This is a genomic window from Rhodopseudomonas palustris (assembly GCF_003031265.1).
Lineage (GTDB): Bacteria > Pseudomonadota > Alphaproteobacteria > Rhizobiales > Xanthobacteraceae > Rhodopseudomonas > Rhodopseudomonas palustris_H.
This window is the reverse complement of sequence record NZ_CP019966.1, coordinates 4,087,521-4,112,678: the sequence shown is the minus strand read 5'-3', so window position 1 is coordinate 4,112,678 and position 25,158 is coordinate 4,087,521. Positions and strand designations below refer to the sequence as shown.

Sequence of the window (25,158 nt, the reverse complement as noted above, 5' to 3'; positions counted from 1 at the left end):
CTGGCGTCACCCCCCGCGATCGGACTATACCCACGTCCGGGGGTAGGGGTCGTACGCCATGCGGGAGTCGCCGTGAAATCGGCATGTCACCCGCGCATCACAACTCTGAAAAGAAAGCTCGAGTGCGACGCACCGCCAGCCTTTTGTGTTGACGGCGGGTCCAACAAGCGACGTAAGTATCCCATGCACCAGCCGAATTTAGATCTCGCCGAGATGTTCGCGGCGCGCGAAGCGCAGCGCAGTTCGATGCACGCCCGGCATCTCAACGAGCAGCTCGTCCGCGTCCTCAAAACCATCGGCTACGACGTCGGCTTCCAGAAGGGCACCGGTCAGTACCTCTACGACCGCGATGGCTCGCGCTATCTCGACCTGCTCAGCGGCTTTGGCGTATTCGCGCTCGGCCGCAACCATCCGGTGGTGCGCAAGGCACTGCAGAGCGTGCTCGACGCCGACCTGCCCAACCTGGTGCAGCTCGATGTCTCGACGCTGGCCGGTATTCTGGCGGAGCGGCTGCTCGAGCATGTGCCGTATCTCGACAAGGTGTTCTTCGCCAATTCCGGCGCCGAGAGCGTCGAGGCCGCGATCAAGTTCGCGCGCGGCGCGACGGGGCGTAACGGCATCGTCAATTGCGACCACAGCTACCACGGCCTGACCTACGGGGCGCTGTCGCTGACCGACGACCAGAATTTCCAGGGTGGCTTCGGGCCGCTGCTGCCGGGCGTCACCACCATCCCGTTCAACGATCTCGAAGCGCTGGAGAAGGTGCTGTCGACCCGCGAGGTCGCCGCTTTCATCGTCGAGCCGATCCAGGGCAAGGGCGTCAACATGCCCACCGACGAGTTCCTGCCGGGCGCAGCGGCGCTTTGCAAACGCTACGGCACGCTGTTCGTCGCCGACGAGATCCAGACCGGCATGGGCCGCACCGGCCGCTTCCTCGCCGTCGAGCACTGGAACGTCGAACCCGACATGGTGCTGCTGTCGAAGGCGCTGTCGGGCGGCCACGTGCCGGTCGGCGCGGTGCTGACGCGCAAGTCGATCTTCGACAAGATCTTCAACCGCATGGACCGCGCCGTGGTGCACGGCTCGACCTTCGCCAAGAACGATCTGGCGATGGCGGCCGGCATTGCGACGCTCGAAGTTCTCAAGGCCGAGAAGCTGGTCGAAGCCGCCGCCAAGCGTGGCGCCGAACTGCGGCTGGCACTCACGCGCATGGTCCCTGGCTACGAGCTGCTCAAGGAAGTGCGCGGCAAGGGCCTGATGATCGGCGTCGAATTCGGCCCGCCGCAATCGCTGCGGCTGAAGGCGTCGTGGACGATGCTGGAAACCGCCAACAAGGGCCTGTTCGTCCAGCTGATCACCGTGCCGCTGTTCAAGGATCACAAGATCCTGACCCAGGTCGCCGGCCACGGCCTGCACACCATCAAGCTGCTGCCGCCGCTGACGATCACCGAAGACGACTGCGCCTGGATCGAACGCGCCTTCGACGACACCATCGCCGCCAGCCACAAGGTGCCGGGCGCGATCTGGTCGCTCGGCAAGACCCTGGTCGACAACGCGGTACGCAAGTCGGCGTAGTTTCTCGGAAACGCGCCTACGCAATCAGGCGGCTGCAAACTCCTGCAGCGCGGAAAGTAGTCGCGCCGGCGCTTCCTGCGCGACGCAGTGGCCGACGCCATCGAACGCGATCCGGCTTGCGCCAGGTATCAACGCGCTCGCCCGCGCCGCCATCTCCTTGTAGATCGGCCAGGAGTGTTCGGCGGTGGCAATGCGCACCGGGCAGTTATTCAGCTCGCGCAGCCATCTGAACGGATTGCCGCGCGCGTCGCCGCGATAGACTTGTTCCATCGCCTCGAAGATCGGCCGCAGGATCTCGGTTTCAACATCCGGACTGCATAGCAGCCGCACTCGGCCATCGGGCAGGTGCGCGAAGCCGTGGGTGATATAGGCGCGCAGCGCGTATTCCGACCATGGGGCGAACGCCGGCGCGTTGCGGTAGCGTTCGAAAGCCGCGGCGGCGCTGGCGAATTCGGCCTGCCGGCGCCCCGCGCCGCTGACCGCGGCCTCGCCCTGATCGCTGAGCCGCGCATCACTGCCGGGAACGACGCTCGGATCCATCACAGTCGGCTCCATCGCGAACAGATGGGCAAAGCGGTCGGGCAGCAGCTTGGCGGCGAGCAGCAGATCGGTCGCCCCGGCGCTGTGGCCGATGCCGTAGATTTTGGACAGTCCCAGCGTGTCGATCGCGGCGGCGAGGTCGGATGCGAAATCCGCGAAGTGATAACGGCCCGGCTTGTCGCTGGCGCCGTGACCGCGGCGGTCGAGGGCATAGACCGTGTAGCGGGCGGCGAGGCCGTTCGCGATCTCGTCCCAGATCTCACCGACGAAGCCGGTGCCATGCAGCAGCAGCGCGACGGGCTTGCCCGGATCGGCGTCGCCCCAACGCACCAGTGCGATCCGCACGCCGGCGTTATCGATCCAGAGGCGATGCCGATGGATCAGATGCATTACTTCCCATCCTCCAGGATCATCGTCGCGCCCTTCTCTGCGATCATCGCGGTGGGGGTGTTGGTGTTGCCGGAGGTGATCGTCGGCATGATCGAGGCGTCGACGACGCGCAGGCCATCGAGGCCGTGGAAGCGCAGGCGTTCGTCGACCACCGCGAGCGGATCGTCGGCGCGGCCCATCTTGGCGGTGCCGACGGGATGGAAGATCGTGGTGCCGATATCGCCGGCGGCTTTGGCGAGCGAGGCGTCGTCGTCGCCGACCGACGGGCCGGGCAGATACTCCTCGGGGTGATACGTCGCCAGCGCCTGCTGCTTCATCAACCGCCGCGTCACGCGGATCGCATCGGCGGCGACGCGACAGTCTTCGGCGGTCGACAGATAGTGCGGCGCGATCGACGGCGCGGCGTCGAGCGCGGTCGATTTCAGCTTGATCTCGCCGCGCGAGGTCGGGCGCAGGTTGCAGGCGCTGACGGTGATCGCCGGGAAGCGATGCAGCGGATCGCCGAATTTGTCGAGCGACAGCGGCTGCACGTGGAACTGGATGTTGGCGCGCTCCTGATGTGGATCGGAGCGGGTGAAGATGCCGAGCTGAGATGGCGCCATGGTCAGCGGGCCGCGCCGGCGCAGCGCGTAGTCCAGCCCCATCCAGGCGCGCCGCGGCAGCGAGTGATAGATCTCGTTCAGCGTGCGGCCGCCGCTGACCTTGTAGATCGCGCGCTGCTGCAGATGGTCCTGCAGATTACGCCCGACGCCCGGACGATCGAGCACCGGCTCGATGCCGAGCGGCTTCAGCCATTCGGCCGGGCCGATGCCGGAGCGATGTAGCACCTGGATCGAGCCGATCGCGCCGGCGCACAGCACCACCTCGCGGCGGGCGCGGGCTTCGATCGGCACGCCGTTCTGCAGGAAGCGGACGCCGACCGCGCGGCCGTTCTCGACCAGCACGCGGTCGACCACCACATTGGTTTCGAGCCGCAGGTTGGAGCGGTGCAGGGCAGGCTTGAGAAAGCCACGCGCCGACGACCAGCGCCGTCCGCGCTTCTGATTGACGTGGAAGTAGCCGACGCCCTCGTTGTCGCCGGTGTTGAAGTCGGCGCTGCGCGGGATTCCCATCTCGCAGGCCGCGTTCGCGACCGCATCAAGGATCGGCCATGACAGCCGCGCCGCCTCGATCCGCCAGCCGCCGCCGGCACCGTGATGCTCGCTGTCGCCGAGGAAGTGGTCCTCGAGGCGGCGGAACACCTTGCGGACATCGTCCCAGCCCCAGCCGGTGAGGCCGAGCTGGCGCCAATGGTCGTAATCGGCAGCCTGGCCGCGCATCGAGATCATTGCGTTGATCGCCGACGAGCCGCCGATCACCTTGCCGCGCGGATAGGCCAATGACCGACCATTCAGGCCCGGCTCGGGCTCGGTCTTGAACATCCAGTCGGAGCGCGGATTGCCGATCGCGAACAGATAGCCGACCGGGATGTGAAACCAGATCCAGTTGTCGCGGCCGCCGGCTTCGAGCAGCAGCACCTTCCGGCTCGGATCGGCGGATAGGCGGTTGGCGACGATGCAACCTGCGGTGCCCGCACCCACCACGATGGTGTCGAATTCGCCTTCGATCCGTGCCGTCATCGAGTCCGCCCGTGCATTTTGTCGTTGCGCAGAGGCTTAGCGCCGCGGGCCGGCGCTGTACAGTTGCCGGAGCGGGACGGGGCGGTTAGCCTGCAGGCTTCGACAACTGGAGCCGCATCGTCTCATGCCCGTGATCAACCGCGTCGCCGATCTGCAGCCCGACATCGCGGCCTGGCGCCGCACGCTGCATCAGCAGCCGGAGCTGATGTACGACGTCGAAGGCACCGCGGCGTTCGTCGCCGAGCGGTTGCGCGAATTCGGCTGCGACCAGGTCGTCACCGGGCTCGGCCGTACCGGCGTGGTCGGCGTGATCCGCGGCGCTCGCCCGGCCGGCACCGGCGATCTCAAGGCGATCGGGCTGCGCGCCGACATGGATGCGCTGCCGATCGTCGAGGCGACCGGATTGCCCTATGCCTCCAAGGTACCCGGCAAGATGCACGCCTGCGGCCACGACGGTCACACCGCGATGCTGCTCGGCGCCGCACGTTATCTTGCCGAGACTCGCAATTTCGCCGGCGATGCGGTGATGATCTTCCAGCCGGCCGAGGAGGGCGGTGCCGGCGCCGCGGCGATGATCGACGACGGCCTGATGGAGCGGTTCGGCATCGATCAGGTCTATGGCATGCACAACGGTCCCGGCATTCCGGTCGGTGCGTTTGCGATCAGCCCCGGGCCGGTGATGGCGGCGACCGACGCGATCGACATCCGTATCGAAGGCCATGGCGGCCACGCCGCGCGGCCGCATCTGTGCGTCGATCCGGTGCTGGCGGGCGCGCAACTGATCACCGCGCTGCAGGGCATCGTCTCGCGCAACGTCGATCCGTTCGAAGCCGCGGTGTTGTCGATGTGCGAGTTTCACGCCGGCAACGCTCGTAACGTGATCCCGCAATACGCCGAGCTGAAGGGCACGGTGCGGACGATGACGGCGGAGGTGCGCGACATGGTCGAGCAGCGGGTGCGCGACGTCGTCGCCGGTGTCGCCCAGGTGACCGGCACCAGGATCGAGCTCACCTACGAGCGCGGCTATCCGGTGCTGGTCAACCACATGGCGGAGACCGACGTGGCGATCCAGGTCGCGCGCGACATTGCCGGCGAGTCCAATGTGGTGCCGCTGCCGCCGCTGATGGGCGCCGAGGACTTCGCCTACATGCTGGAGAAGCGGCCGGGCGCGTTCGTGTTCATCGGCAACGGCGACAGCGCCGGGCTGCATCACCCGGCCTACGACTTCAACGACGAGGCGATCGTGTACGGCACCTCGTACTGGGTGCGTCTGGTGGAGACTCAACTGGCGGCGTGAGTGCGGCATCGACTAATTGAGCCGATAAGGTCTTTGACGAGCGCACGGACCTCATCCCGAGGAGCCCGGCGAAGCCGGGCGTCTCGAAGGATGAGGCAGCGGGTGACTCGCGGCGCATGGTTCGAGACGGCGCTTCGCGCCTCCTCACCATGAGGTTTTGTCTGCTGTGAGGGCTGCAGAGCGCTACCCCCGGAACCGATCGGAAACAGAACGGTCCTAGAACTGCGTACGCAGTCGTGTGGCGATGAGGTGGACCGGGCCGCGGTCGCGGTTGAAGGCCGGGTTGGCGACGAACTGATAGTCCGCGGTCAGCCGCCACGAATACACCGGCAGGCTGTAATAGGCTTCGAACACCTTCTCGTCGCCCGGGTTGGGCAGGCGGCCGTCGCCGATGATCGCGGTCAGGCCGCCGGCATCGAGATACGCGATCCGCGACGCCGAGATGTGGTTGAGCAGGCCGCCGATGCCGATGGTGTCGTCGGCGCGGCCCCACATCCGTCCCGACAGCGACAGGCCGGCCGACACCGTGCGGTCGGAATCGGTGAACGCGTTGGTCTCGAGGTTTGGGCTGCTGAAGCCGGCGCGCGCGAACATGCCGATGTCGGCGGTGAGCTGCTGCTCCAGGCTGGCGGACAGGCCGGTCTTGGAGGTGTAGCGGCGCACGTCGGCGATGCTCGGCGTCGTGCCGGTCGCCTGCGCGGCGCGGACCGCATCGGTGAAGTTGCCGAGCCGGGCGCGGTTGAGGAAGCCGGTGACCAGCACCTTGCCGGCAAGGCCCCACAGCTCGTGGCGATGTTCGAGTTCGCCGATCAGCTGAAACTGGCCGAAGCTGGAATCGAGGTCGGTGCTGTTCGGCGTCTGCGGCAGATCGAACACGCCGCCGCGCACCGTCCAGGCGCCGGTGTACCACTCGACCGCGGTGCCGTAGGTGAACGCCCAGGCATCGGCCGCGTAGTCGAAGGTCAGCGCGTCGGCGAGGCCCCAGTTGAGGAAGTCGACCCGCGGGTCGTGGGCATATTTGTTGACGTCGAAGATGTCGCCGACCGAGAATTTGCCGGCGGTGATCACGATCCGCTCGGCGGATTGCTTGCCGGCGAACTGGTTCGGCCCGCCCTGCACGGTCTCGACCGCGCCGCCGAGATCGAGCGTCTGGCGGACGAAATAGCGCGGCACCCGCGCATACGGATAGTTGGCGCCGACCTTGTAGGACTCCGCGCTTGGGAACGACGCGATGCCGAAGGTGCCGCTGAGGCCGAACCCCTGATTGATCTCCGGGTTGACCCAGAACTCGGCGCCGTCCCACAGCTTGGCGCCGATATAGAGCGTGGCGTCGAAGGTCTCGCGTGCCTGGTTTGGGGCGAGGCTGTTGGCGCCGCTATACGGCGAGCGGAAGCCGGGCGCGTATTGCCAGGTGAAGGTGCTCTGGCCATGCACCGCGAATCGCTCCAGCTCCAGCGCATCGATGCCCTTGGTGAACACGTCGGACTTGGTCAGGTCCTCGCCGAGCCGGTAGTTCAGGGCAAGCCGGACCGCATGGGTCAGCACGTCGGACGACACGCTCTGGCCGGCGATCGGGAAGCTGACGGTGCCGGAGCCGAACCCTGTCGCCAGATATTCGGCGCGCGCGCTCCAGGCCGGCGACAGCGGCACATCGACGCCGGCGCCGGCGGCCCAGCCGAGCCGCCACAGCAGCGCGGTCTCCTGCTGCGCGAGCGCGGGATCCGGCGGCCAGCGCAGCCGGTCGTAGCTCCAGGCAAAGCCGGCGGTGACGTAAGGCAGCCAGCCGCCAAACGCGTAGCCGACCCGGCCGCGCACGGTGCCGCCGAGCAACGCCTGATGATCGTGGCCGCCGACCGTGCCCGACGGCAGGGTGTTGCCGGTATTGCCGCCGAGGGTGTTCGGCGAATTGAGGTCGGCCTCGATGCCGATCAGCCAGCGCGATGGCAGCATCCAGTTGTAGCCGGCCTGTAGCCCGATCACGTAGCTGCCGGTGCCCTTGAACAGCTGAAAGGCGTCGAACAGGTCGATCGAGCCGCTGCCGCCGGCGGGGGTGGAGCTCCAGTTGGAGTGACCGGCCACGGCGCTGAAATGCGAGCCGATATAGAACCCGCTCCAGTCGAACACCGCGCGCGGGGCTTCCGGCGCCTTGCGCGCGAGATCGGCCGCGCCGGCGGGCGCGGCGCAGACCGTGGCGGCAGCGAGGATCGGAAAGAGCAGAGTGTTTCGCACGCGCTGGATCGTCCTGGTATTCGATGCTGCGTCCCGTATCACAGCGATCGGCGGGGCGCGGCCACCGATCGGCCACGCCCACAGATTTCACAATGGCGTAGCCGCCGGGCCACAACGGGGACTGGGGCAGGCCGGTGGGGTGCCGCGACGGGCGGCTGGGGTCGGAACGGCGGGCACACGGGATTGGGTTACCTGATGAGGCCGAAACGCTTCATCACCACATAGGCGACAATCGACGACAGCAGCATGATCACCAGCGCCCAGCCGAAGCCGCCGCCGTCCTCGGCAAACGGCAGGCCGTGCAGGTTCATGCCGAACATGCCGGTGACCAGGGTCGGCGGCAGCAGCAGCGCGGTCAGCACCGACAGCACCCGCAGGCTGTTGTTGCCCTGCTCCTCGATCTGCAGGTGCAGCTCTTCCTGCAGCAACCGGCTGCGCTCGCGCATCTCCACCACCGAATGGTCGAGCCCGTCGAGCCGCTGCGCCAGCTTGCCGGCGCAGGGCCGCAGCCGCGGCGCCAGTTCGGCGCCGTCGCGGTCGAACCGGTGCAGCAACACCCGCAGGCCGGACAGATGCCGGTGCAGCCGGACGCAGCTCCGGCGCAGCCGGCCCAGGCCCTGACGCAGCTCGTCGGTGTCGTCGGTGAGCAGCTTTTCCTCGAGCTGGTCGAGCGCCTGCACCATGTCGTCGGCGATCGCTTCGATCGCCTCGGCGACGTTGTGGACGATCAGGTCGAACAGGCCGGCGCAGCTCTCGACCCGGTGGCCGCTTTCCAGCGCCCGCCGGGCGGCGTCGACCGCGCCGAGCGGCTGGTGGCGACCGGTGATCACCAGATGCTCGGTCATCACGAAGCGCAGCAGCCCGATGTCCTCGGTGATTTCGTCGAGGTCGCGTCCGAGGTCGGCGATTGCGCCGTACACGCAGCCGTCGAGGCTGTGGATCTGCTGATAGACGTCGGCGGCCTGCAGCAGCGTCTTGGCCGGCGGCGGCAACGCGGTGCCGCCGATCCACTGCAGCGCGCGGCTGTCGGTGAGATCGAGGTGCAGCCAAGTCCAGCCGTCATGCAGTTCAGGCGTAAAGGTGCCGTCCGGTCCGCTATGCGCCGCGCCGTCGGGGCCGATCCGGAACGCCCAGATCAAGCCCGGCACCGGCGGACGCGCAGCGTCGCCGCCGGCGGCTTCCACCCCGGGGATGCTGAAGCGGATGTCACCCGCGAGCGGCATCACGGTGGGCATCGGAATGCGATCAGACCGAACGCAGCACGACGCTGCGCCGGACCAGAACAGTGGCCACGCGAGATCTGGCGACGCAAGCTGTGGCGACCGAAGAGGTGGGGCGGCTGTCGCGGATCATTCTTGTCACTCTGCACGAACGAATGACGATTTTGCCTCGGCGATTTGACGATGGGATGACAGTGCCGCGCCGGCAGCGATTACCAGGAACAATCCTCGGAAGGTCGCGTTGGGCGGGTGGACTGACAGCGCCACACCCATTCACGACGGAGTTCACAGTATGGCCGCCACCAAAGACAAGGACCTCAACGACCTGTTCCTCGACACCTTGAAGGACATCTATTTCGCCGAGAAGCAGATCCTGAAGGCGCTGCCGAAGATGGCCAAGGCCGCCACCTCGGACAAGCTGCGCGCCGCGTTCGAGAAGCATCTCGCTGAGACCGAAGGCCAGATCGAGCGGCTGGAGCAGGTGTTCGAACTGCTCGAGAAGCCGGCCCGCGGCAAGACCTGCGACGCCATCCTCGGCATCCTCGACGAGGGCAAGGAGATCATGGACGAATACAAGGGCACCGAGGCGCTCGATGCCGGCCTGCTCGCGGCCGCCCAGGCGGTCGAGCACTACGAGATCTCCCGCTACGGCACGCTGAAGACCTGGGCCGGGCTGCTCGGCATGAAGGATGCGGTCAAGCTGATCGACCAGACGCTGCAGCAGGAGAAGACCACCGACATGACCCTCTCCAAGCTGGCCGAGAGCGAAGTCAATTACGAGGCCGCGGCTTAACCAGCCGCGTCTCGCAGGCTATCGGCGGATCGGAATGATGAAGCCCCGGGCACTGCTGCCCGGGGCTTCTGCGTGATGGTCCGTTTGTGAGGCTCAGCCGCCGACGTCGGCGCTGATGACGTCGCCGAACAGCTCCCACTTCTCGCCCTTGAAGCGCATCAGTTGGAGCTGGCTGACGGGTGCGAAGTCGGTCGCCGAGGTGTTGATCTTGATCCCCGGCAGCAGCACTTCGGTGCGGTAGTCCTTCAGGCTGGCGGCCTGCTTCATGACGTTCTCGCGGGTGAGATTGTCGCCGCACTTCTTCAGCACTTCGACCAGGGTCTGCGCCACGCCGTAGCCGACCACAGTGCCGCCATCGAGCTTGTTGCCCTCCGGGAACTCCTTGTCCATGAAGGCGAGGAACTCCTTCATGCCGGCGTCATCCTTCCACTGGTCGTCGGAGACGTCCTTCAGATAGGCCGCAGAGATCACACCCTGGGCGTTCTCATAGCCGGCCGGCTTGATCACGCTGCCGACCGAGGCCGAGACGTTGTTGAGGAAGTGCGTCGGCTTCCAGCCGACTTCGGCCAGCTTCTTGATCGCCTGGGCGGCGAATTTCGGCGTGGTGATGTTGATGAAGACGTCGGCGCCGGTGGATTTCAGCTTGACGATGTGGTTGTCGATCGTCGGCTCGGAGACCTCATAGCTCTCCTTCATTACGATCATCGACTGGCCCTTGGCGCCGAGACCGTCTTCGAAGCCCTTCAGGTAGTCCTTGCCGTAGTCGTCGTTCTGATACAGCACGGCGATCTTGGCGTTCGGCATCTCCTTCAGAATGTACTTGGCATAGATCTGGGTCTCGCTCTGGTAGTTCGGCTGCCAGCCCATCGTCCACGGATAATTCTTCGGGTCGTTCCACTTGCTGGCGCCGGTGGCGACGAACAGCTGTGGTACCTTCTTGCTGTTCATGTATTTGTGGATCGCCGAATTCGGCGGCGTGCCGAGCGAGTTGAAAATCAGCAGAACCTCGTCACTCTCGACCAGCTTGCGTGCCTGTTCCACGGTCTTCGGTGGCGAATAGGCATCGTCATAGCTGACGAAGTTGATCTTGCGCCCGTTGATGCCGCCCTTGTCGTTGATCATCTTGAAATAGGCGGCCTCGGTGCGGCCGATCACGCCATAGGCGGAAGCGGGGCCGCTGTAGGGCATGATGTTGCCGATCTTGATTTCGGTATCGCTTGCGCCCGGATCGTACTTCTTTTGCGCGAACGCGCCGTTCGAGGCTGCGAAACTGAGGAGAACTGCCGCGGAAAGCGCAGCCGCGTGCGAACGGAGTGAAGGCATTTCTGACTCCCTTTTCTTGGATGTGTGATTGTTGTGTCGGGTGCGGGCTCTTGGTGGCCCTTTCCACAAACATTCAACACCTTCCCGAATGGGCCAGCAAGCATCGTCGATAGCTATGACGTCGCACTACGTATTGTTGCGATGCGAAGTAACCGAAAGCGCACTAATAGGTCAGTATAACTACCAGATTATCGATCCGGTTTGGTATTGATGCGCTGCACCCGCTCGCGCGGGTTGTGCGGAGCGGTCCAGTCGTTGTGTGCCGCGTGGCTTCGGCGCAAAGAAAATCCCCCGGCAATCGCTTGCCGGGGGACAATTGAGAATCAGGTCGTGATCGGGAGGCGATCAGTTCGTCGGCGCGTCCGCCGAGATGATGTCGCCGAACAGCTCCCACTTGTCGCCCTTGAATCGCATCATCTGCAGCTGGCTGATCGGAGCGAAGTCGGTCGGCGAGGTGTTGATCTTGACGCCCGGCAGCAGCGTGTCCGGCTCGAAGTTCTTCAGGCTGGCGGCCTGCTTCATCAGGTTTTCGCGGGTCAGGTTGTCGCCGCACATCTCGATCACCTTGTGCAGTGTCTGGGCGGCGCCGTAGCCGTACACCAGATTGCCGTCGGCCTTGTTGGCGCCCGGCATGTATTTGTCGACGAAGGCGTGCCACTTCTTGAAGCTCGGATCGTTGTCCCACTGCGGGTCGGTCGGATCCTTGGCGTAGTTGGCCGACAACACGCCCTGGGCATTGTCGAAGCCGGCGGGCTGCATCACGCTGCCGACCGAGGCCGACACGTTGGTGAGGATCTGCATCGGCTTCCAGCCGAGCTCGGCGGTCTTGCGGATGGTCTGCGCGCCGAACTTCGGCGTGGTGTAGATCAGCAGCACGTCGGGATTGAGCGACTTCAGCTTGACGATGTGGCTGTCGATGGTCGGCTCGGAGATTTCATAGGCTTCCTCGGCGATGATCATCGAGGCGCCTTTCTCGCCGAAGCCGTCCTTGGTGCCCTTCAGGTAGTCTTTGCCGAAGTCGTCGTTCTGATAAAGGATCGCCACCTTGGCGTTCGGCTTCTCCTTCATGATGTACTTGACGTAGATCTGCGCCTCGCTCTGGTACGACGGCTGCCAGCCGATCGTCCACGGGAACGTCTTCGGATCGTTCCACTTGCTGGCGCCGGTAGCGACGAACAGCTGCGGCACCTTCTTGGCGTTGAGATACTTCTGGATCGCCGTATTGGAGGGCGTGCCGAGCGGATTGAACACCGCCAGCACTTCATCGCCCTCGACCAGCTTGCGCACCTGCTCCACCGCCTTCGGGGGCGAGTAGGCGTCATCGTAGCTGATGAAGTTGATCTTGCGGCCGTTGATGCCGCCCTGTTCGTTGATCATCCGGAAGTAGGCTTCCTCGGTCTTGCCGATGGTGCCGTAAGCCGACGCCGGGCCCGAATAGGGCATGATGTTGCCGATCTTGATCTCGGTATCGGACGCGCCGGTGTCGTATTTCTTCTGGGCGAAAGCGGTGCCGGTGAATGCGGCAAAACTGACGGCGACGGCTGCCGAGGCGGCAAGCGCGCGCGAACGGAAGGTGGGCATCAATACAGGCTCCTTGGGATTTTCGATTCTTCTTGTGTGGACGTCGAGGTCCGGAGCCGATTGAACACGCTTCTCGCGTATGCAGCAACCAAAAGCGGAATTACAACCGCACTGCGGCAGGCTGCCAAATGCCGCAGGGCGATAAATATAGAGGCTGCGTGGGAGGGGCGGCGGCGCAGCTTAGTTGCGCAGCTCGCCGCCGATCACCGGGCCGAACAGTTCCCAATGGTCGCCGGAGAACCGCATCATCCGAAGCTGCTCGATCGGATGGAAGTCGTCTGCGGCAGTGTTCACCGTGATGCCTGGCAGCAGGGTGTCGGGCGCATAGTCCTGCAGGCTGGCGGCCTGCTTCATGATGTTGGCGCGGCTGAGATCGTCGCCGGCGCGGCGCAGCACTTCGACGAGGCACTGCGCGGCGCCATAGCCGTAGGCCACCGAATTGTCGCCGCGGTCGACGTCCGGTGCATAGGCGTCGAGGAAGGCGTGGAACCGCTTCATGCCCGCATCGTCACGCCACTGCGGATCGGCCGCGTCCCTGTTGTAGGCGGCCGACACCAGCCCCTGGGCGGCGTCGAGGCCGGCGGGCCGGATCACCGCGGCGATCGAGGCCGACACCAGCGCCTGCACATACAGCGGATGCCACTCCAGCGTGGCGGCGGCGCGGATGCTCTGGGCGGCGAACTTCGGCGTGGTGATCGACACGAACACGTCGGCGCCCGAGGCCTTCATCCGCGCCACGTGGTTGTCGACCGACGGCTCGGTGACCTCGTAGCTCTCTTCTGCGGCGATCATCGACGTGGCCCGATCGCCGAGCCCGTCCTTGAGTCCTTTGAGCAGATCGCGGCCGAGATCGTCGTTCTGGTACAGCACCGCGATCCGTGCGGTCGGCTTGGTGGCCAGGATGTACTTGGCATAGACCCGGCCTTCGGTCTGGTACGGCGGCTGCCAACCCATCGTCCAGGGAAACGCCTTGGGATCGCCGAACCGGGTGGCGCCGCTGGCGGCGAACAATTGCGGCACCTGCTTGAGGTTCAGATATTTCTGGATTGCGGCGTTGGTCGGCGTGCCCATCGCGCTGAACACCATCAACACCTCGTCGCGTTCGACCAGCTTGCGCACCTGCTCGACCGCCTTGGCGGGATTGTAGCCGTCGTCATACGAGATGAACTCGATCTGCCGGCCGTTGATGCCGCCGTGATCGTTGATCATCTTGAAATACGCCTGCTCGATCCGGCCGACGATCGAGTAGGCAGATGCCGGTCCCGAGTACGGCATCAGATTGCCGATGCGGATCGTGGCGGTGCCTGTCGCCGCAGGGCTCTCGGCGCGGGCCGGAGAGGCGAGGGCGAGAACGGCGGCGGACAGCGCCAGCAGCGCGCCTCGGCGCGCACGGCAAAAGCTCAAGGATGGCATGGCTCGATCGGATCATGGGCGCGTGCGGACCGCGGCGCGCTTCGCTGCCATCCTGCATACGCCCGCCGTTCCTCCAGGGACACCCTCCGATCGGGCAACAGCCCCGCCGATGGTGCAGAGGGCGGCAGGGATCATAGTGCGGGTAAAGAAAAAGCCCCTCGCGAACGGGTCGCGAGGGGCTGGCAGTGGTCGGTGCGGGCGGGTTATGCCCGCCGGCCGAGTTTGTGCACCCAGTTCTGCACCGTGTAGGCGATCTGCCGCGAGCCGTGCGGCAGCAGGAAGATGATCAGGACGAGGATCACACCGAACACCGCGCCGGACAGACCCTTGGAGAAGCCTTCCGCGATGTTCGGCACGAACACGATGAACGCCGCACCGACGATCGAGCCCGGCAGCCAGCCGACGCCGCCGACCACCATGCCGAGGAACAGCGCGATCGCGAGCTGGATGGTGTAGCTGTCCGGTGCGACGAACTGCACCGCGATGGCGCCGAGGCCGCCGGCGACGCCGGTGATGCCGGCGCTGATGCCGAACGCCAGCGTCTTGTAGCGCGCCACGTCCACGCCCATCGCCGAAGCCGCGATTTCGTTGTCGCGGATCGCCATCATGGCCCGGCCGGAGCGAGACTTCAGCAGGTTGACCGAGGCGACGTAGATCGCCATCGAGACCACCAGCACGAAGTAGTACAGCCACATGTCCTGGGACATCGGCAGGCCGAACGGCGCGTCGGGCTTGGTGATGACCAGACCCTGGACGCCGCCGGTCCAGTGCTCGAAGTAGTGCAGCTTGAGGAGCTGCGGCATCGCGGTGGCGAGCGCGAAGGTCGCGAGAGCCAGATAGATGCCGCTCAATCGCAGCGCCGGCAGGCCGAACAGATAGCCGCAGATGAAGCAGATCGCGCCGGAGATCGGCAGCGTCAACGCGTAGTTGACGCCGAAGTTCTCCATCAGGATCGCCGAGGTGTAGGCGCCGACCGCGTAGAACGCGCTCTGGCCGAGCGAGAACTGGCCGGAGCCGCCGGTCAAGATGTTCAGCGCCAACACGGCGATGGCGTAGATCAGAACCATCGTCATCTGGAAGATGATGAAGTTCTTGGCGACCAGCGGGGCGAGACACAACAGCAACACCACCACGACCGAGGCGGTGTTGCCGAGCGCCATGTACTTCTTCGGCGTGGTCTCGACCGGTTGGGTATCGTTGACGATTTCCTGGAGTGCGCTCATGTTCAGACTCGCTTGACGATGGTGCGGCCGAACAGGCCAGTGGGTTTCACGACGAGCACGGTGACGATCAGCGCCAGGGCGATCGGCAGTTTGAGTTCGTTGCCGACACCCGGGATGTAGGTGCCCGCGAGGTTCTCGAACACGCCGACCAGGAAACCGCCGACCACTGCGCCGAACGGACTGGACAGACCGCCGAGCACCGCTGCGGCAAACCCGTAGATCAGCACGCCGCCCATCATGTTGGGCTCGAGGAACACCACCGGAGCGATCAGCATGCCGGCGATCGAACCGATCGCGGCCGCCATGCCCCAACCGAGGGCGATCATCCACGATGTGTTGATGCCGACCAGCCGCGCCGATTCAGGCTGCGACGCCGCCGCCCGCATCGCCAGACCGATCCTGGTGTACTGGAAGAACAGGAACAGCAGGATCAGCAGCACGATGGTGACGCCGATCATCCCGGCCTGGTGGGTCGAGATCAGCTGGCTGCCGAGGAACGGCGAGGAGCCGAACGGCGACGGGAACTGCTTGATGGTGAAGTCCCAGGTCAGGCCCGCGACCGAGTTGATGATCGCGAACAGGGCGATGAAGCCCGCGACGTGGGTCAGCACCGGCGCGTTGCCGAGCGGCTTGAACAGCGCCCGCTCGATGATCACGCCGCCCGCGAACGAGAATGCCAGCGTCAGCACGAACGCGCCCCAATACGGCACGCCCCACTGCATCAGCTGCCAGGCGATGAAGGTCGAGAACATCGCCATTTCGCCCTGGGCGAAGTTGAGGTGGTCGATCGCCTGGTAGATCATCACCACGGCGAGCGCCATACAGGCATAGATCGCACCGGTGGCGATGCCAGCCAGGATTTGGTTCAGAAACAGATCCATGGCCGTCTCCTCAGTAGCCCAGATAAGATTTGCGGACGTCTTCGTTGCTGGCGATTTCCGCCGCATTGCCAGACATCACGATCCGCCCGGTCTCGATCACATACGCCTTGTCGGCGAGTTCGAGCGCGAGCTGGGCGTTCTGTTCGACCACCAGGATGGTGACCTTGTCCTCGCGGTTGATCTTGCCGAGGATCTTGAACAGATCCCGCACGATCAGCGGCGCGAGGCCGAACGAGGGCTCGTCCAGCAGCATCAGCCGCGGCCGCAGCATCAGCGCGCGGGCGACCGCGAGCATCTGCTGTTCACCGCCGGACAACGTGCCGGCCTGCTGGGTGTGGCGCTGCTTGAGCACCGGGAAATGCGCGTACATCCGCTCGATGTCCGAGGCGATCGCCTTGGTATCCTTGCGGGTCATCGCGCCGAGCTGCAGATTCTCCTCCACGGTCATCGTGGTGAAGGTGCCGCGGCCCTGAGGCACGTGGGCGATGCCGAGCTTGACGATGGATTCCGTCGAGCTTCGGTTGATGGCCTTGCCTTCGAATTCGATCGTGCCGGTCGAACGCACCATGTTGCAGATCGCCCGCAGCGTGGTGGTCTTGCCCGCGCCGTTGGCGCCGAGCAGGGTGGTGAGGCTGCCTTCGTGCAGGTCGAATTCGAGCCCGTGCAGCGCTTGGACCTGGCCGTAATAGGCGCGCAGGTCGCGAACGTTGAGCATCGCGGTCATTGTTCGTCTTTGCTCCCCAGATAGGCCTTGATCACATCCGGGTCGTTCTGCACCTGGGTCGGCGTCCCCTCTGCGAGCTTGCGTCCGAAATTGAGCGCGACCACGTAGTCGGCTGTGGACATCACCATGCCCATGTGGTGTTCGACCAGCAGCACGGTGATGCCGCGGTCGTCGCGAATGCGGCGGATCAGGTCGCCGAGGATATAGACTTCCTCGTGATTGAGACCGCCGGCCGGCTCGTCGAGCAGCAGGATCTTCGGCTCGGCGGCGAGCGCGCGCGCCAGCTCGACCCGCTTCTGGGTGCCGAACGGCAGGCCCGACACCGTGGTGTGGCCGACGCTGCGCAGATCGAGATAGCCGAGGATATCGTCGACCTTCTTGTTCAGCGCCTTTTCGGTGCTGCGGATCCACGGCATGCGCAGCGAATCCGAAACGATATCGCTGTTGGTGCGGCAATGCGCGCCGACGCGCACGTTGTCGATCACCGACATGTTCGGGAACAGCGCGACGTTCTGGAACGTGCGGCCGATGCCGATCTCCGCGATGCGGTGCGGCGGCCGCGTCAGAATGCTCTCGCCTTCGAGCAGGATGTCGCCTTTGCTCGGCTGATACAGCCGCGACAGGCAGTTGAACAACGTGGTCTTGCCGGCGCCGTTCGGGCCGATCAGTCCGAGGATCTGACCCTTTTGCATGTTGAAAGAAATGCCGTTCAGGGCGACGATGCCACCGAACACGACGCTGACGTCGCGCACCGCGAGAAGCGGCGACGCGGAAGAAGAAGACTGAGCCTGCATCATTTGCAGTGGCCCGGTCGAGGCAGCGTTTTGCTACCTGATCCCCTCGACGACACGCGCAACTTTCCCTCCTTTTGTTCTTTTGTTATCGGATTTTCTTGGTTGCGGCGCAGCTACTCCCCCGAGCGCCGCTTCGATTTTCCTTACCATCGCGACAAGGCGAGGTCCAATGTCGTTGATCAGCCGCTCTTCCGTGAAACGGAAAGCCGGCGCGCCACAGTTGAACGCGTAGGGGCCGGTACCATCGTTGAGTGTGAGTGCAACGCCCGCGGCGTGCACGTCGTCCTGCCACTCGCCGACCGAGATTGCAAAGCCGTGCTTGGCGACCATTTCCTCGGAGCGTTCGATGCCCTCTTTGATGCGCGGCCAGCGGCTGCCGTAGTATTCGCGCATTTCCTTCATTAAAACCGCGCGTTCTTCGCTTTGCAGCGCACACAAGTAAGCGCGGCCCATCGCGGTGGTGGCGATCGGGATTCGCGAGCCGACGTCGAGTTGCACGCCGACGGTGAGGCTCGATCGTGCCTGGCCGACATAGATCATGCTGATCCGGTCGCGCGCGCCGACCGCGACTGCGCCTCCGGTCTGCTGCATCAATTCGTCGCGGTAAGGCTGTGACAAATGCCGGACGCCGAGATTGGCGAGCGCCGCATAGCCTAGCGACATCGCGGCCGGCGCGAGTTGATACTTTTCGAAGCGCGGAACCTGCGTGAGATAGCCGAGCTTGGTGAGGGTGTAGGTCAGCCGCGAGATCGTCGGCTTGGGCAATTTGGTGCGCGCCGCCAATTCCTGGTTGCCGAGCAGCCCGTCATTGGGGCCGAATGCGCGAAGCACTTCCAGGCCGCGGGACAGAGCCACCACGAAACTGCGGTCGGTTGCGGGTTTCTTCGGTGGACGCTTCATCCCTGCACGGCTTTTGGTTTTATGGACGTCGTTGACAATCGACGCTCTTCAAAATAACCCTCGCTGTCAAGATGTGGAATTAATTTTCGCAGTGCGAAACAAACTAAGAAACGCAAACCCAAGGAGAACGGCATGAGCGAAGTAGTCACACGCGCAACGCAGGATCAGGTCGCGATCGTCACGGTCGACAGTCCGCCGGTCAATGCGCTCAGTGCGGCTGTTCGCCGCGGCATTCTGGAAAACGTCAACGCCGCCGTTGCCGATCCCGCCGTGCAGGCGATCGTGCTGGTGTGCGCGGGCCGCACCTTCATCGCCGGCGCCGACATCACCGAATTCGGCAAGCCGGCGCAGCCGCCGGCGCTCAACGACGTCATCGCCGCGCTGGAGAATTCCCCGAAGCCGACGATTGCTGCGATCCACGGCACCGCGCTCGGCGGCGGTCTCGAAGTCGCGCTCGGCTGCCATTTCCGCGTCGCCGTCAAGGAAGCCAAGCTCGGTCTGCCGGAAGTCAAGCTCGGCCTCTTGCCGGGCGCCGGCGGTACGCAGCGCCTGCCGCGCGCGGTCGGTCCTGAGCTCGCCGTGCAGATGATCGTCGGCGGCAGCCCGATCGGCGCCGCTGAAGCGCTCAAGCACGGGCTGGTCGAAGAGATCGTCGAGAATCTGGTCGCGGGCGCGGTGGCGTTCGCCAAGAAGGTGGTGGCCGAGAAGCGCCCGCTGCCTCGGCTGCGCGACGATGATTCCAAGCTCGCCGCCGCCAAGGCCGATCGCTCGATCTTCACCAATGCGGTCGCGGCGATGACCAAGAAGGCGCGCGGCCTCGAAGCGCCGTTCGCCTGCGCCGACGCGATCGGCGCCGCGATCGATCTGCCGTTCGAAGAGGGGCTGAAGAAGGAGCGCGAGGGCTTCATGAAGCTCGTCGTGTCCGATCAGTCGAAGGCGCAGCGCTACGCGTTCTTCGCCGAGCGTGAAGCCGCCAAGGTCGACGGCGTGCCGGACGGCACCAAGCCGCGCCCGGTGTCGCGCGTCGCGATCATCGGCGCCGGCACCATGGGCGGCGGCATCGCGATGTCGTTCGCCAATGCGGGCATCCCGGTGACGCTGATCGAGACCGGCGAGGAGCAGCTCAAGCGCGGCATGGGCATCATGCAGAAGAACTACGAAGCCACCGCGGCGCGCGGCGGCATCCCGGCGGACGCGCCCGCCAAGCGGATGGGCCTGATCACCGGCGTGGTCGGCCTGGAGAACGTCAAGGATGCCGACCTGATCATCGAGGCGGTGTTCGAAACCATGGCGGTGAAGAAGGAAGTGTTCACCGCGATCGACGCCCACGCCAAGCCGGGCGCGGTACTGGCCTCGAACACCTCCTATCTGTCGATCGACGAGATCGCCGCCACCACCAAGCGTCCGCAGGACGTGCTCGGCATGCACTTCTTCTCGCCGGCCAACGTGATGAAGCTGTGCGAAATCGTGCGCGGCGCCAAGACCGCACCGGACGCGCTGCTCACCGCGGTGTCGATCGCCAAGAAGATCGCCAAGGTGCCCGTCGTGGTCGGCGTCTGCGACGGCTTCGTCGGCAACCGCATGCTCGCGGCCCGCTCCAAGCAGTCCGAAAAGCTGCTGTTCGAAGGCGCGCTGCCGCAGCAGGTCGACGCCGTCGTCACCAAGTTCGGCATGCCGATGGGCCCGTTCGCGATGGGCGATCTCGCCGGCCTCGATATCGGCTGGCGCTCGCGCAAGGACCGCGGCATCAAGTCGGAGATCGCGGACGCGCTGTGCGAAGCCGGCCGCTTCGGCCAGAAGACCGGCAAGGGCTACTACAAGTACGAAGCCGGCTCGCGCGCTCCGATGCCCGATCCGGAAGTCGAGACGCTGATCAACGACACGCTCGCCAAGCTCGGCCTCAAGCGCCGCGACATCACCGACGAGGAGATCCTCGAGCGGATGGTGTACCCGATGATCAACGAGGGCGCCCGCATTCTCGAAGAGAAGATCGCGGCGCGTCCGAGCGACATCGATGTGGTCTGGTTGTACGGCTACGGCTGGCCGATCTATCGCGGCGGCCCGATGCACTACGCCGACAGCGTCGGCCTCAAGCACATCGCCGAGCGGCTGTCGGCCTACGCCAAGGCCACCAACGATCCGTCGCTGGAGCCGGCTCCGCTGCTCGCCCGCCTTGCCGCCGAAGGCAAGACCTTCGCCTCGCTCACGCAGCCGTCCAAGGCCGCGGCGTGATCGCTCCTCTCCCTCTCCCGCTTGCGGGAGAGGGCCGGGGTGAGGGCGACGCGGGCACAGTGCCTGGGGACCCCACCCCCGACCCTCCCCGCAAGGGGGAGGGGATACCATGACGTAATGCTATTCCTGCCAGAGACGAAGAGCCGTTAGTTCACCCCCAAATCGCGAAGTGGCCCGCATGTCCCATCCCGGTGAGCAGTACTATCCGCCTGGCGTTCGCTGGGATGCGCCAATCGCGAGGGGGACGTTGCCGGATCTGCTGGCGCAGGCCGCGAAGGACTATGCGTCGCGGCCGGCGCTGGAGTTTCGTGATCGGCAGATCACCTACACCAAGCTCGAAGCGATGGCCGAGACCGCGGCGGCCGCGCTGCTCGCAGCAGGCTATGGCCGCGACTCCTCGGTCGCGCTGTATATCGGCAACACCCCGGACCATCCGATCAATTTTTTCGGTGCGCTGAAGGCCGGCGCCCGCGTCGTGCATCTGTCGCCGCTCGATGGCGAGCGGGCGCTGTCGCACAAGCTCAGTGACTCCGGCGCACGGGTGCTGATTACCACCGATTCTGCCGCGCTGCTGCCGATGGCCGAGAGGTTTCTCGCCAAGGGGTTGCTCGACCGCCTGATCGTGTGCAGCGATGCGAGCTGGGGCGAGTCGGCCACGCCGCTGGCGCCGCTGCCCAGCGATCCGCGGGTGATTACTTACGCCGACTTCATCAAGGGCGCCTCCAAGCCGATGGCCTGGCCGGCGATTGTGCCGGACGATATCGCGCTGTTGCAGTACACCGGTGGCACCACCGGGCTGCCGAAGGGCGCGATGCTCACCCATTCCAACCTGACCTCGGCGGTGTCGATCTACGACGTCTGGGGTCTGGTGCGCGCCAACAGCGGCGGCATTCATCGCGTGATCTGCGTGCTGCCGCTGTTCCACATCTACGCGCTCACAGTGATCCTGCTGCGCTGCCTGAAGCAGGGCGATCTGATCTCGCTGCATCAGCGCTTCGACGTCGCGGCAGTGTTCCGCGACATCGAGGAGAAGCGCGCCACCGTGTTCCCGGGCGTGCCGACAATGTGGATCGCGCTCGCCAACGATCCGTCGCTGGAGAAGCGCGATCTGTCGTCGCTGACGATGGCCGGCTCCGGCGGCGCGCCGCTGCCGGTCGAGGTTGCGCGGCTGTTCGAGCGCAAGACCAATCTGAAGCTGAAGAGCGGCTGGGGCATGACCGAGACCTGCTCGCCGGGCACCGGCCATCCGCCGGAAGGTCCGGACAAGCCGGGCTCGATCGGCCTGATGCTGCCGGGCATCGAACTCGATGTCGTGGCGCTCGATGATCCGAAGCGCGTGCTGCCGCCGGGCGAAGTCGGCGAGCTCCGCGTCCGCGGCCCGAACGTCACCAAGGGCTATTGGAACCGGCCGGAGGAGTCCGCTCACAGTTTCGTCGGCGACCGTTTTCTCACCGGCGACATCGGCTATATGGACCAGGATGGCTACTTCTTCCTGGTCGACCGCAAGAAGGACATGATCATCTCCGGCGGCTTCAACGTCTATCCGCAGATGATCGAGCAGGCGATCTACGAACACCCCGCGGTCCAGGAAGTGATCGTGATCGGCGTGCCGGACGATTACCGCGGCGAGGCGGCTAAGGCGTTCGTCAAGCTGCGCGACGGGGCGCAGCCGTTCAGCATCGACGAGCTGCGTGCCTTCCTCAACGGCAAGCTCGGCAAGCACGAGCTGCCGACCGCCGTGGAGTTTCTCGACGAACTGCCGCGCACCACGGTGGGCAAACTGTCCCGCCACGAACTGCGCAGCCAGCAGACCACCACCAAGACACAGACCAAGTAATTCGTAACAGCAACCCCGCAGGAGCCTGCATATGACCGAGGCCGTTATCGTTTCAACCGCGCGCACGCCGATCGGCAAGGCGTATCGCGGCGCCCTCAACGCCACCGAGGGCGCCACGCTGCTCGGCCACGCCATCGAGCACGCGGTGAAGCGCGCCGGCATCGACCCGAAGGAGGTCGAGGACGTGGTGATGGGCGCGGCGATGCAGCAGGGCGCCACCGGCGGCAACATCGCGCGTAAGGCGCTGCTGCGCGCCGGCCTGCCGGTGACCACCGCCGGCACCACCATCGACCGCCAGTGCGCCTCCGGCCTGCAGGCGATCGCGCTCGCCGCCCGCTCGGTGCTGTTCGACGGCGTCGAGATCGCGGTCGGCGGCGGCGGTGAGTCGATCTCGCTAGTACAGAACGACAAGATGAACAGCTTCCATGCCGTCGATCCGGCGCTGCAGGCGATCAAGGGCGACGTCTACATGGCGATGCTCGACACCGCCGAAACCGTGGCGAAGCGCTACGGCATCTCGCGCGAGCGCCAGGACGAGTACTCGCTCGAGAGCCAGCGTCGCACCGCGGCGGCGCAGCAGGGCGGAAAGTTCAACGACGAAATCGCGCCGATCTCGACCAAGATGGGCGTCGTCGACAAGGCGACCGGCGAGGTGTCGTTCAAGGACATCACGCTGTCGCAGGACGAGGGCCCGCGGCCGGAGACTACCGCTGAGGGTCTGGCTGGATTGAAGGCCGTGCGCGGCGAAGGCTTCACCATCACCGCCGGCAACGCCAGCCAGCTCTCCGACGGCGCCTCGGCCACGGTGATCATGAGCGACAAGACCGCGGCGGCGAAGGGCCTCAAGCCGCTCGGCATCTTCCGCGGCATGGTCTCCTACGGCTGCGAGCCGGACGAGATGGGCATCGGCCCGGTGTTCGCGGTGCCGCGCCTGCTCAAGCGCCATGGCCTCAGCGTCGACGACATCGGCCTGTGGGAGCTCAACGAAGCGTTCGCGGTGCAGGTGCTGTATTGCCGCGACAAGCTCGGCATCGATCCGGAGAAGCTGAACGTCAACGGCGGCGCGATCTCGGTCGGCCATCCCTACGGTATGTCGGGCGCGCGCCTCGCGGGCCACGCGCTGATTGAAGGCCGCCGCCGCAAGGTGAAGTATGCGGTGGTGACGATGTGCGTCGGCGGCGGCATGGGCTCCGCCGGCCTGTTCGAGATCGTGCAGTAAGCCTCACGGGAGTCATTCCGAGGCGCTCGCGCAGCTCGCGAACCCGGAATGACGAATGATAGTTTCGTAGACGAATTCGACCCAAGGAGGATCCGATGGATCTGAATTTCAGCAAAGAAGAGATCGCGTTCCGCGACGAGGTGCGGCAGTTCTTCAAGGACAACGTGCCGGCCAAGACGCGGCAGAAACTGATCGAAGGCCGCCACAACACCAAGGAAGAAATGGTCGAGTGGTACCGCATCCTCAATAAGAAGGGCTGGGCGGTGACGCACTGGCCGAAGGAATACGGCGGCACCGGCTGGAGCAGCGTGCAGCACTACATCTTCAATGAGGAGCTGCAGGCCGCGCCCGCGCCGCAGCCGCTCGCCTTCGGCGTCTCGATGGTCGGCCCGGTTATCTACACCTTCGGCAGCGAGGAGCAGAAGAAGCGCTTCCTGCCGCGCATTGCCAATGTCGATGATTGGTGGTGCCAGGGCTTCTCCGAGCCGGGCTCGGGCTCCGACCTCGCTTCGCTGAAGACCAAGGCGGAGAAGAAGGGCGACAAGTGGATCATCAACGGCCAGAAGACCTGGACCACGCTGGCGCAGCACGCCGACTGGATCTTCTGCCTGTGCCGCACCGATCCGGCCGCCAAGAAGCAGGAAGGCATCTCCTTCATCCTGGTCGACATGAAGACCAAGGGCATCACCGTCCGTCCGATCCAGACCATCGACGGCGGCCACGAAGTCAACGAAGTGTTCTTCGATGACGTCGAAGTGCCGTTGGAGAACCTGGTCGGCCAGGAGAACAAGGGCTGGGACTACGCCAAGTTCCTGCTCGGCAACGAGCGCACCGGCATCGCCCGCGTCGGCATGTCGAAGGAGCGCATCCGCCGCATCAAGCAGCTCGCCGCGCAGGTCGAGTCCGGCGGCAAGCCGGTGATCGAGGATCCGAAGTTCCGCGACAAGCTGGCCGCGGTCGAGATCGAGCTGAAGGCGCTCGAGCTTACCCAGCTCCGCGTCGTTGCCGATGAAGGCAAGCACGGCAAGGGCAAGCCGAACCCGGCGTCGTCGGTGCTGAAGATCAAGGGCTCCGAGATTCAGCAGGCGACCACTGAGCTGTTGATGGAAGTCATCGGCCCGTTCGCCGCGCCATACGACGTCCACGGCGACGACGACTCGAACGAGACGATGGATTGGACCGCCCAGATCGCCCCCGGTTACTTCAACAACCGCAAGGTCTCGATCTACGGCGGCTCCAACGAGATCCAGCGTAACATCATCTGCAAGGCGGTGCTCGGGCTGTAAGGCGCGACGTCCTCTCCGTCATTGCGAGCGAAGCGAAGCAATCCAGAGCCAAGCGCTCGAAGCTGGATTGCTTCGTCGCTTC

General features: G+C 65.3%; 19 protein-coding genes. 7 read left to right on the top strand and 12 right to left on the bottom strand.

What is annotated here, in order from left to right; translation table 11 throughout:
• Window positions 1-183: 183 nt before the first annotated feature.
• Entirely contained in the window at window positions 184-1,575 is a 1,392-nt protein-coding gene (hpnO, locus tag RPPS3_RS19120; RefSeq protein ID WP_107345476.1) for an aminobacteriohopanetriol synthase HpnO, read from the top strand.
• Window positions 1,576-1,599: 24 nt separating this feature from the next.
• Here hpnO and RPPS3_RS19115 read toward each other — a convergent pair whose 3' ends face one another.
• Window positions 1,600-2,505: an alpha/beta fold hydrolase gene (locus RPPS3_RS19115; RefSeq protein ID WP_107345475.1), complete on the bottom strand. Its 906-nt coding sequence runs from the start codon at window positions 2,503-2,505 to the stop codon at window positions 1,600-1,602.
• Complete coding sequence (locus RPPS3_RS19110) at window positions 2,505-4,124, bottom strand: GMC family oxidoreductase (RefSeq protein ID WP_107345474.1); 1,620 nt, start codon at window positions 4,122-4,124, stop codon at window positions 2,505-2,507. The genes RPPS3_RS19115 and RPPS3_RS19110 overlap by 1 nt, the downstream gene beginning before the upstream one ends.
• A gap of 124 nt (window positions 4,125-4,248) precedes the next feature.
• Between RPPS3_RS19110 and RPPS3_RS19105 the strand changes: the two genes are divergently transcribed.
• Entirely contained in the window at window positions 4,249-5,421 is a 1,173-nt protein-coding gene (locus RPPS3_RS19105; protein WP_107345473.1) for a M20 aminoacylase family protein, read from the top strand.
• A gap of 216 nt (window positions 5,422-5,637) precedes the next feature.
• On the opposite strand, the gene RPPS3_RS19100 is transcribed toward RPPS3_RS19105, so the two are convergent.
• Together RPPS3_RS19100 and RPPS3_RS19095 are read right to left on the bottom strand one after the other, a co-directional pair.
• The gene (locus RPPS3_RS19100) at window positions 5,638-7,650 is read right to left on the bottom strand and encodes a carbohydrate porin (protein ID WP_107345472.1); all 2,013 of its coding nucleotides are present in this window, start codon (window positions 7,648-7,650) and stop codon (window positions 5,638-5,640) included.
• A gap of 188 nt (window positions 7,651-7,838) precedes the next feature.
• Complete coding sequence (locus RPPS3_RS19095; RefSeq protein WP_107345471.1) at window positions 7,839-8,885, bottom strand: transporter; 1,047 nt, start codon at window positions 8,883-8,885, stop codon at window positions 7,839-7,841.
• A 277-nt stretch (window positions 8,886-9,162) separates the two neighbouring features.
• Here RPPS3_RS19095 and RPPS3_RS19090 point away from each other — a divergent pair, with 277 nt between their 5' ends.
• Window positions 9,163-9,663: a ferritin-like domain-containing protein gene (locus RPPS3_RS19090; RefSeq protein ID WP_107345470.1), complete on the top strand. Its 501-nt coding sequence runs from the start codon at window positions 9,163-9,165 to the stop codon at window positions 9,661-9,663.
• A gap of 93 nt (window positions 9,664-9,756) precedes the next feature.
• Here RPPS3_RS19090 and RPPS3_RS19085 read toward each other — a convergent pair whose 3' ends face one another.
• The 8 genes from RPPS3_RS19085 to RPPS3_RS19050 all read right to left on the bottom strand — a co-directional run bounded on the left by RPPS3_RS19085 (window position 9,757) and on the right by RPPS3_RS19050 (window position 18,502).
• Complete coding sequence (locus tag RPPS3_RS19085) at window positions 9,757-10,986, bottom strand: ABC transporter substrate-binding protein (RefSeq protein ID WP_107345469.1); 1,230 nt, start codon at window positions 10,984-10,986, stop codon at window positions 9,757-9,759.
• 345 nt (window positions 10,987-11,331) lie between these two features.
• Window positions 11,332-12,567, bottom strand: coding sequence for an ABC transporter substrate-binding protein (locus tag RPPS3_RS19080; RefSeq protein ID WP_107345468.1), 1,236 nt, complete (start codon window positions 12,565-12,567; stop codon window positions 11,332-11,334).
• A 180-nt stretch (window positions 12,568-12,747) separates the two neighbouring features.
• The gene (locus RPPS3_RS19075; RefSeq protein WP_107345467.1) at window positions 12,748-13,980 is read right to left on the bottom strand and encodes an ABC transporter substrate-binding protein; all 1,233 of its coding nucleotides are present in this window, start codon (window positions 13,978-13,980) and stop codon (window positions 12,748-12,750) included.
• A 203-nt stretch (window positions 13,981-14,183) separates the two neighbouring features.
• Window positions 14,184-15,203 (bottom strand): branched-chain amino acid ABC transporter permease, encoded by a 1,020-nt coding sequence (locus RPPS3_RS19070; protein WP_107345466.1) that lies wholly within the window; start codon window positions 15,201-15,203, stop codon window positions 14,184-14,186.
• A 2-nt stretch (window positions 15,204-15,205) separates the two neighbouring features.
• The gene (locus RPPS3_RS19065; protein ID WP_107345465.1) at window positions 15,206-16,084 is read right to left on the bottom strand and encodes a branched-chain amino acid ABC transporter permease; all 879 of its coding nucleotides are present in this window, start codon (window positions 16,082-16,084) and stop codon (window positions 15,206-15,208) included.
• 10 nt (window positions 16,085-16,094) lie between these two features.
• A complete protein-coding gene (locus RPPS3_RS19060) occupies window positions 16,095-16,808 on the bottom strand; it encodes an ABC transporter ATP-binding protein (protein ID WP_012497117.1) in 714 nt (237 codons plus the stop codon).
• Window positions 16,805-17,605: an ABC transporter ATP-binding protein gene (locus RPPS3_RS19055; RefSeq protein ID WP_011159257.1), complete on the bottom strand. Its 801-nt coding sequence runs from the start codon at window positions 17,603-17,605 to the stop codon at window positions 16,805-16,807. The genes RPPS3_RS19060 and RPPS3_RS19055 overlap by 4 nt, the downstream gene beginning before the upstream one ends.
• Window positions 17,606-17,635: 30 nt before the next feature.
• Window positions 17,636-18,502: an IclR family transcriptional regulator gene (locus tag RPPS3_RS19050; protein WP_011159256.1), complete on the bottom strand. Its 867-nt coding sequence runs from the start codon at window positions 18,500-18,502 to the stop codon at window positions 17,636-17,638.
• 132 nt (window positions 18,503-18,634) lie between these two features.
• Here RPPS3_RS19050 and RPPS3_RS19045 point away from each other — a divergent pair, with 132 nt between their 5' ends.
• The 4 genes from RPPS3_RS19045 (at window position 18,635) to pimC (ending at window position 25,076) form a co-directional block, all read left to right on the top strand.
• Window positions 18,635-20,734, top strand: a complete 2,100-nt coding sequence (locus RPPS3_RS19045) for a 3-hydroxyacyl-CoA dehydrogenase NAD-binding domain-containing protein (RefSeq protein WP_107345464.1) — start codon at window positions 18,635-18,637, stop codon at window positions 20,732-20,734.
• 178 nt (window positions 20,735-20,912) lie between these two features.
• Complete coding sequence (gene pimA / locus RPPS3_RS19035) at window positions 20,913-22,571, top strand: dicarboxylate--CoA ligase PimA (RefSeq protein WP_107345463.1); 1,659 nt, start codon at window positions 20,913-20,915, stop codon at window positions 22,569-22,571.
• Window positions 22,572-22,602: 31 nt separating this feature from the next.
• Complete coding sequence (locus tag RPPS3_RS19030) at window positions 22,603-23,790, top strand: acetyl-CoA C-acyltransferase (RefSeq protein WP_107345462.1); 1,188 nt, start codon at window positions 22,603-22,605, stop codon at window positions 23,788-23,790.
• 95 nt (window positions 23,791-23,885) lie between these two features.
• The gene (gene pimC, locus RPPS3_RS19025) at window positions 23,886-25,076 is read left to right on the top strand and encodes a pimeloyl-CoA dehydrogenase large subunit (RefSeq protein ID WP_011159252.1); all 1,191 of its coding nucleotides are present in this window, start codon (window positions 23,886-23,888) and stop codon (window positions 25,074-25,076) included.
• The last annotated feature ends 82 nt before the right edge of the window (window positions 25,077-25,158 follow it).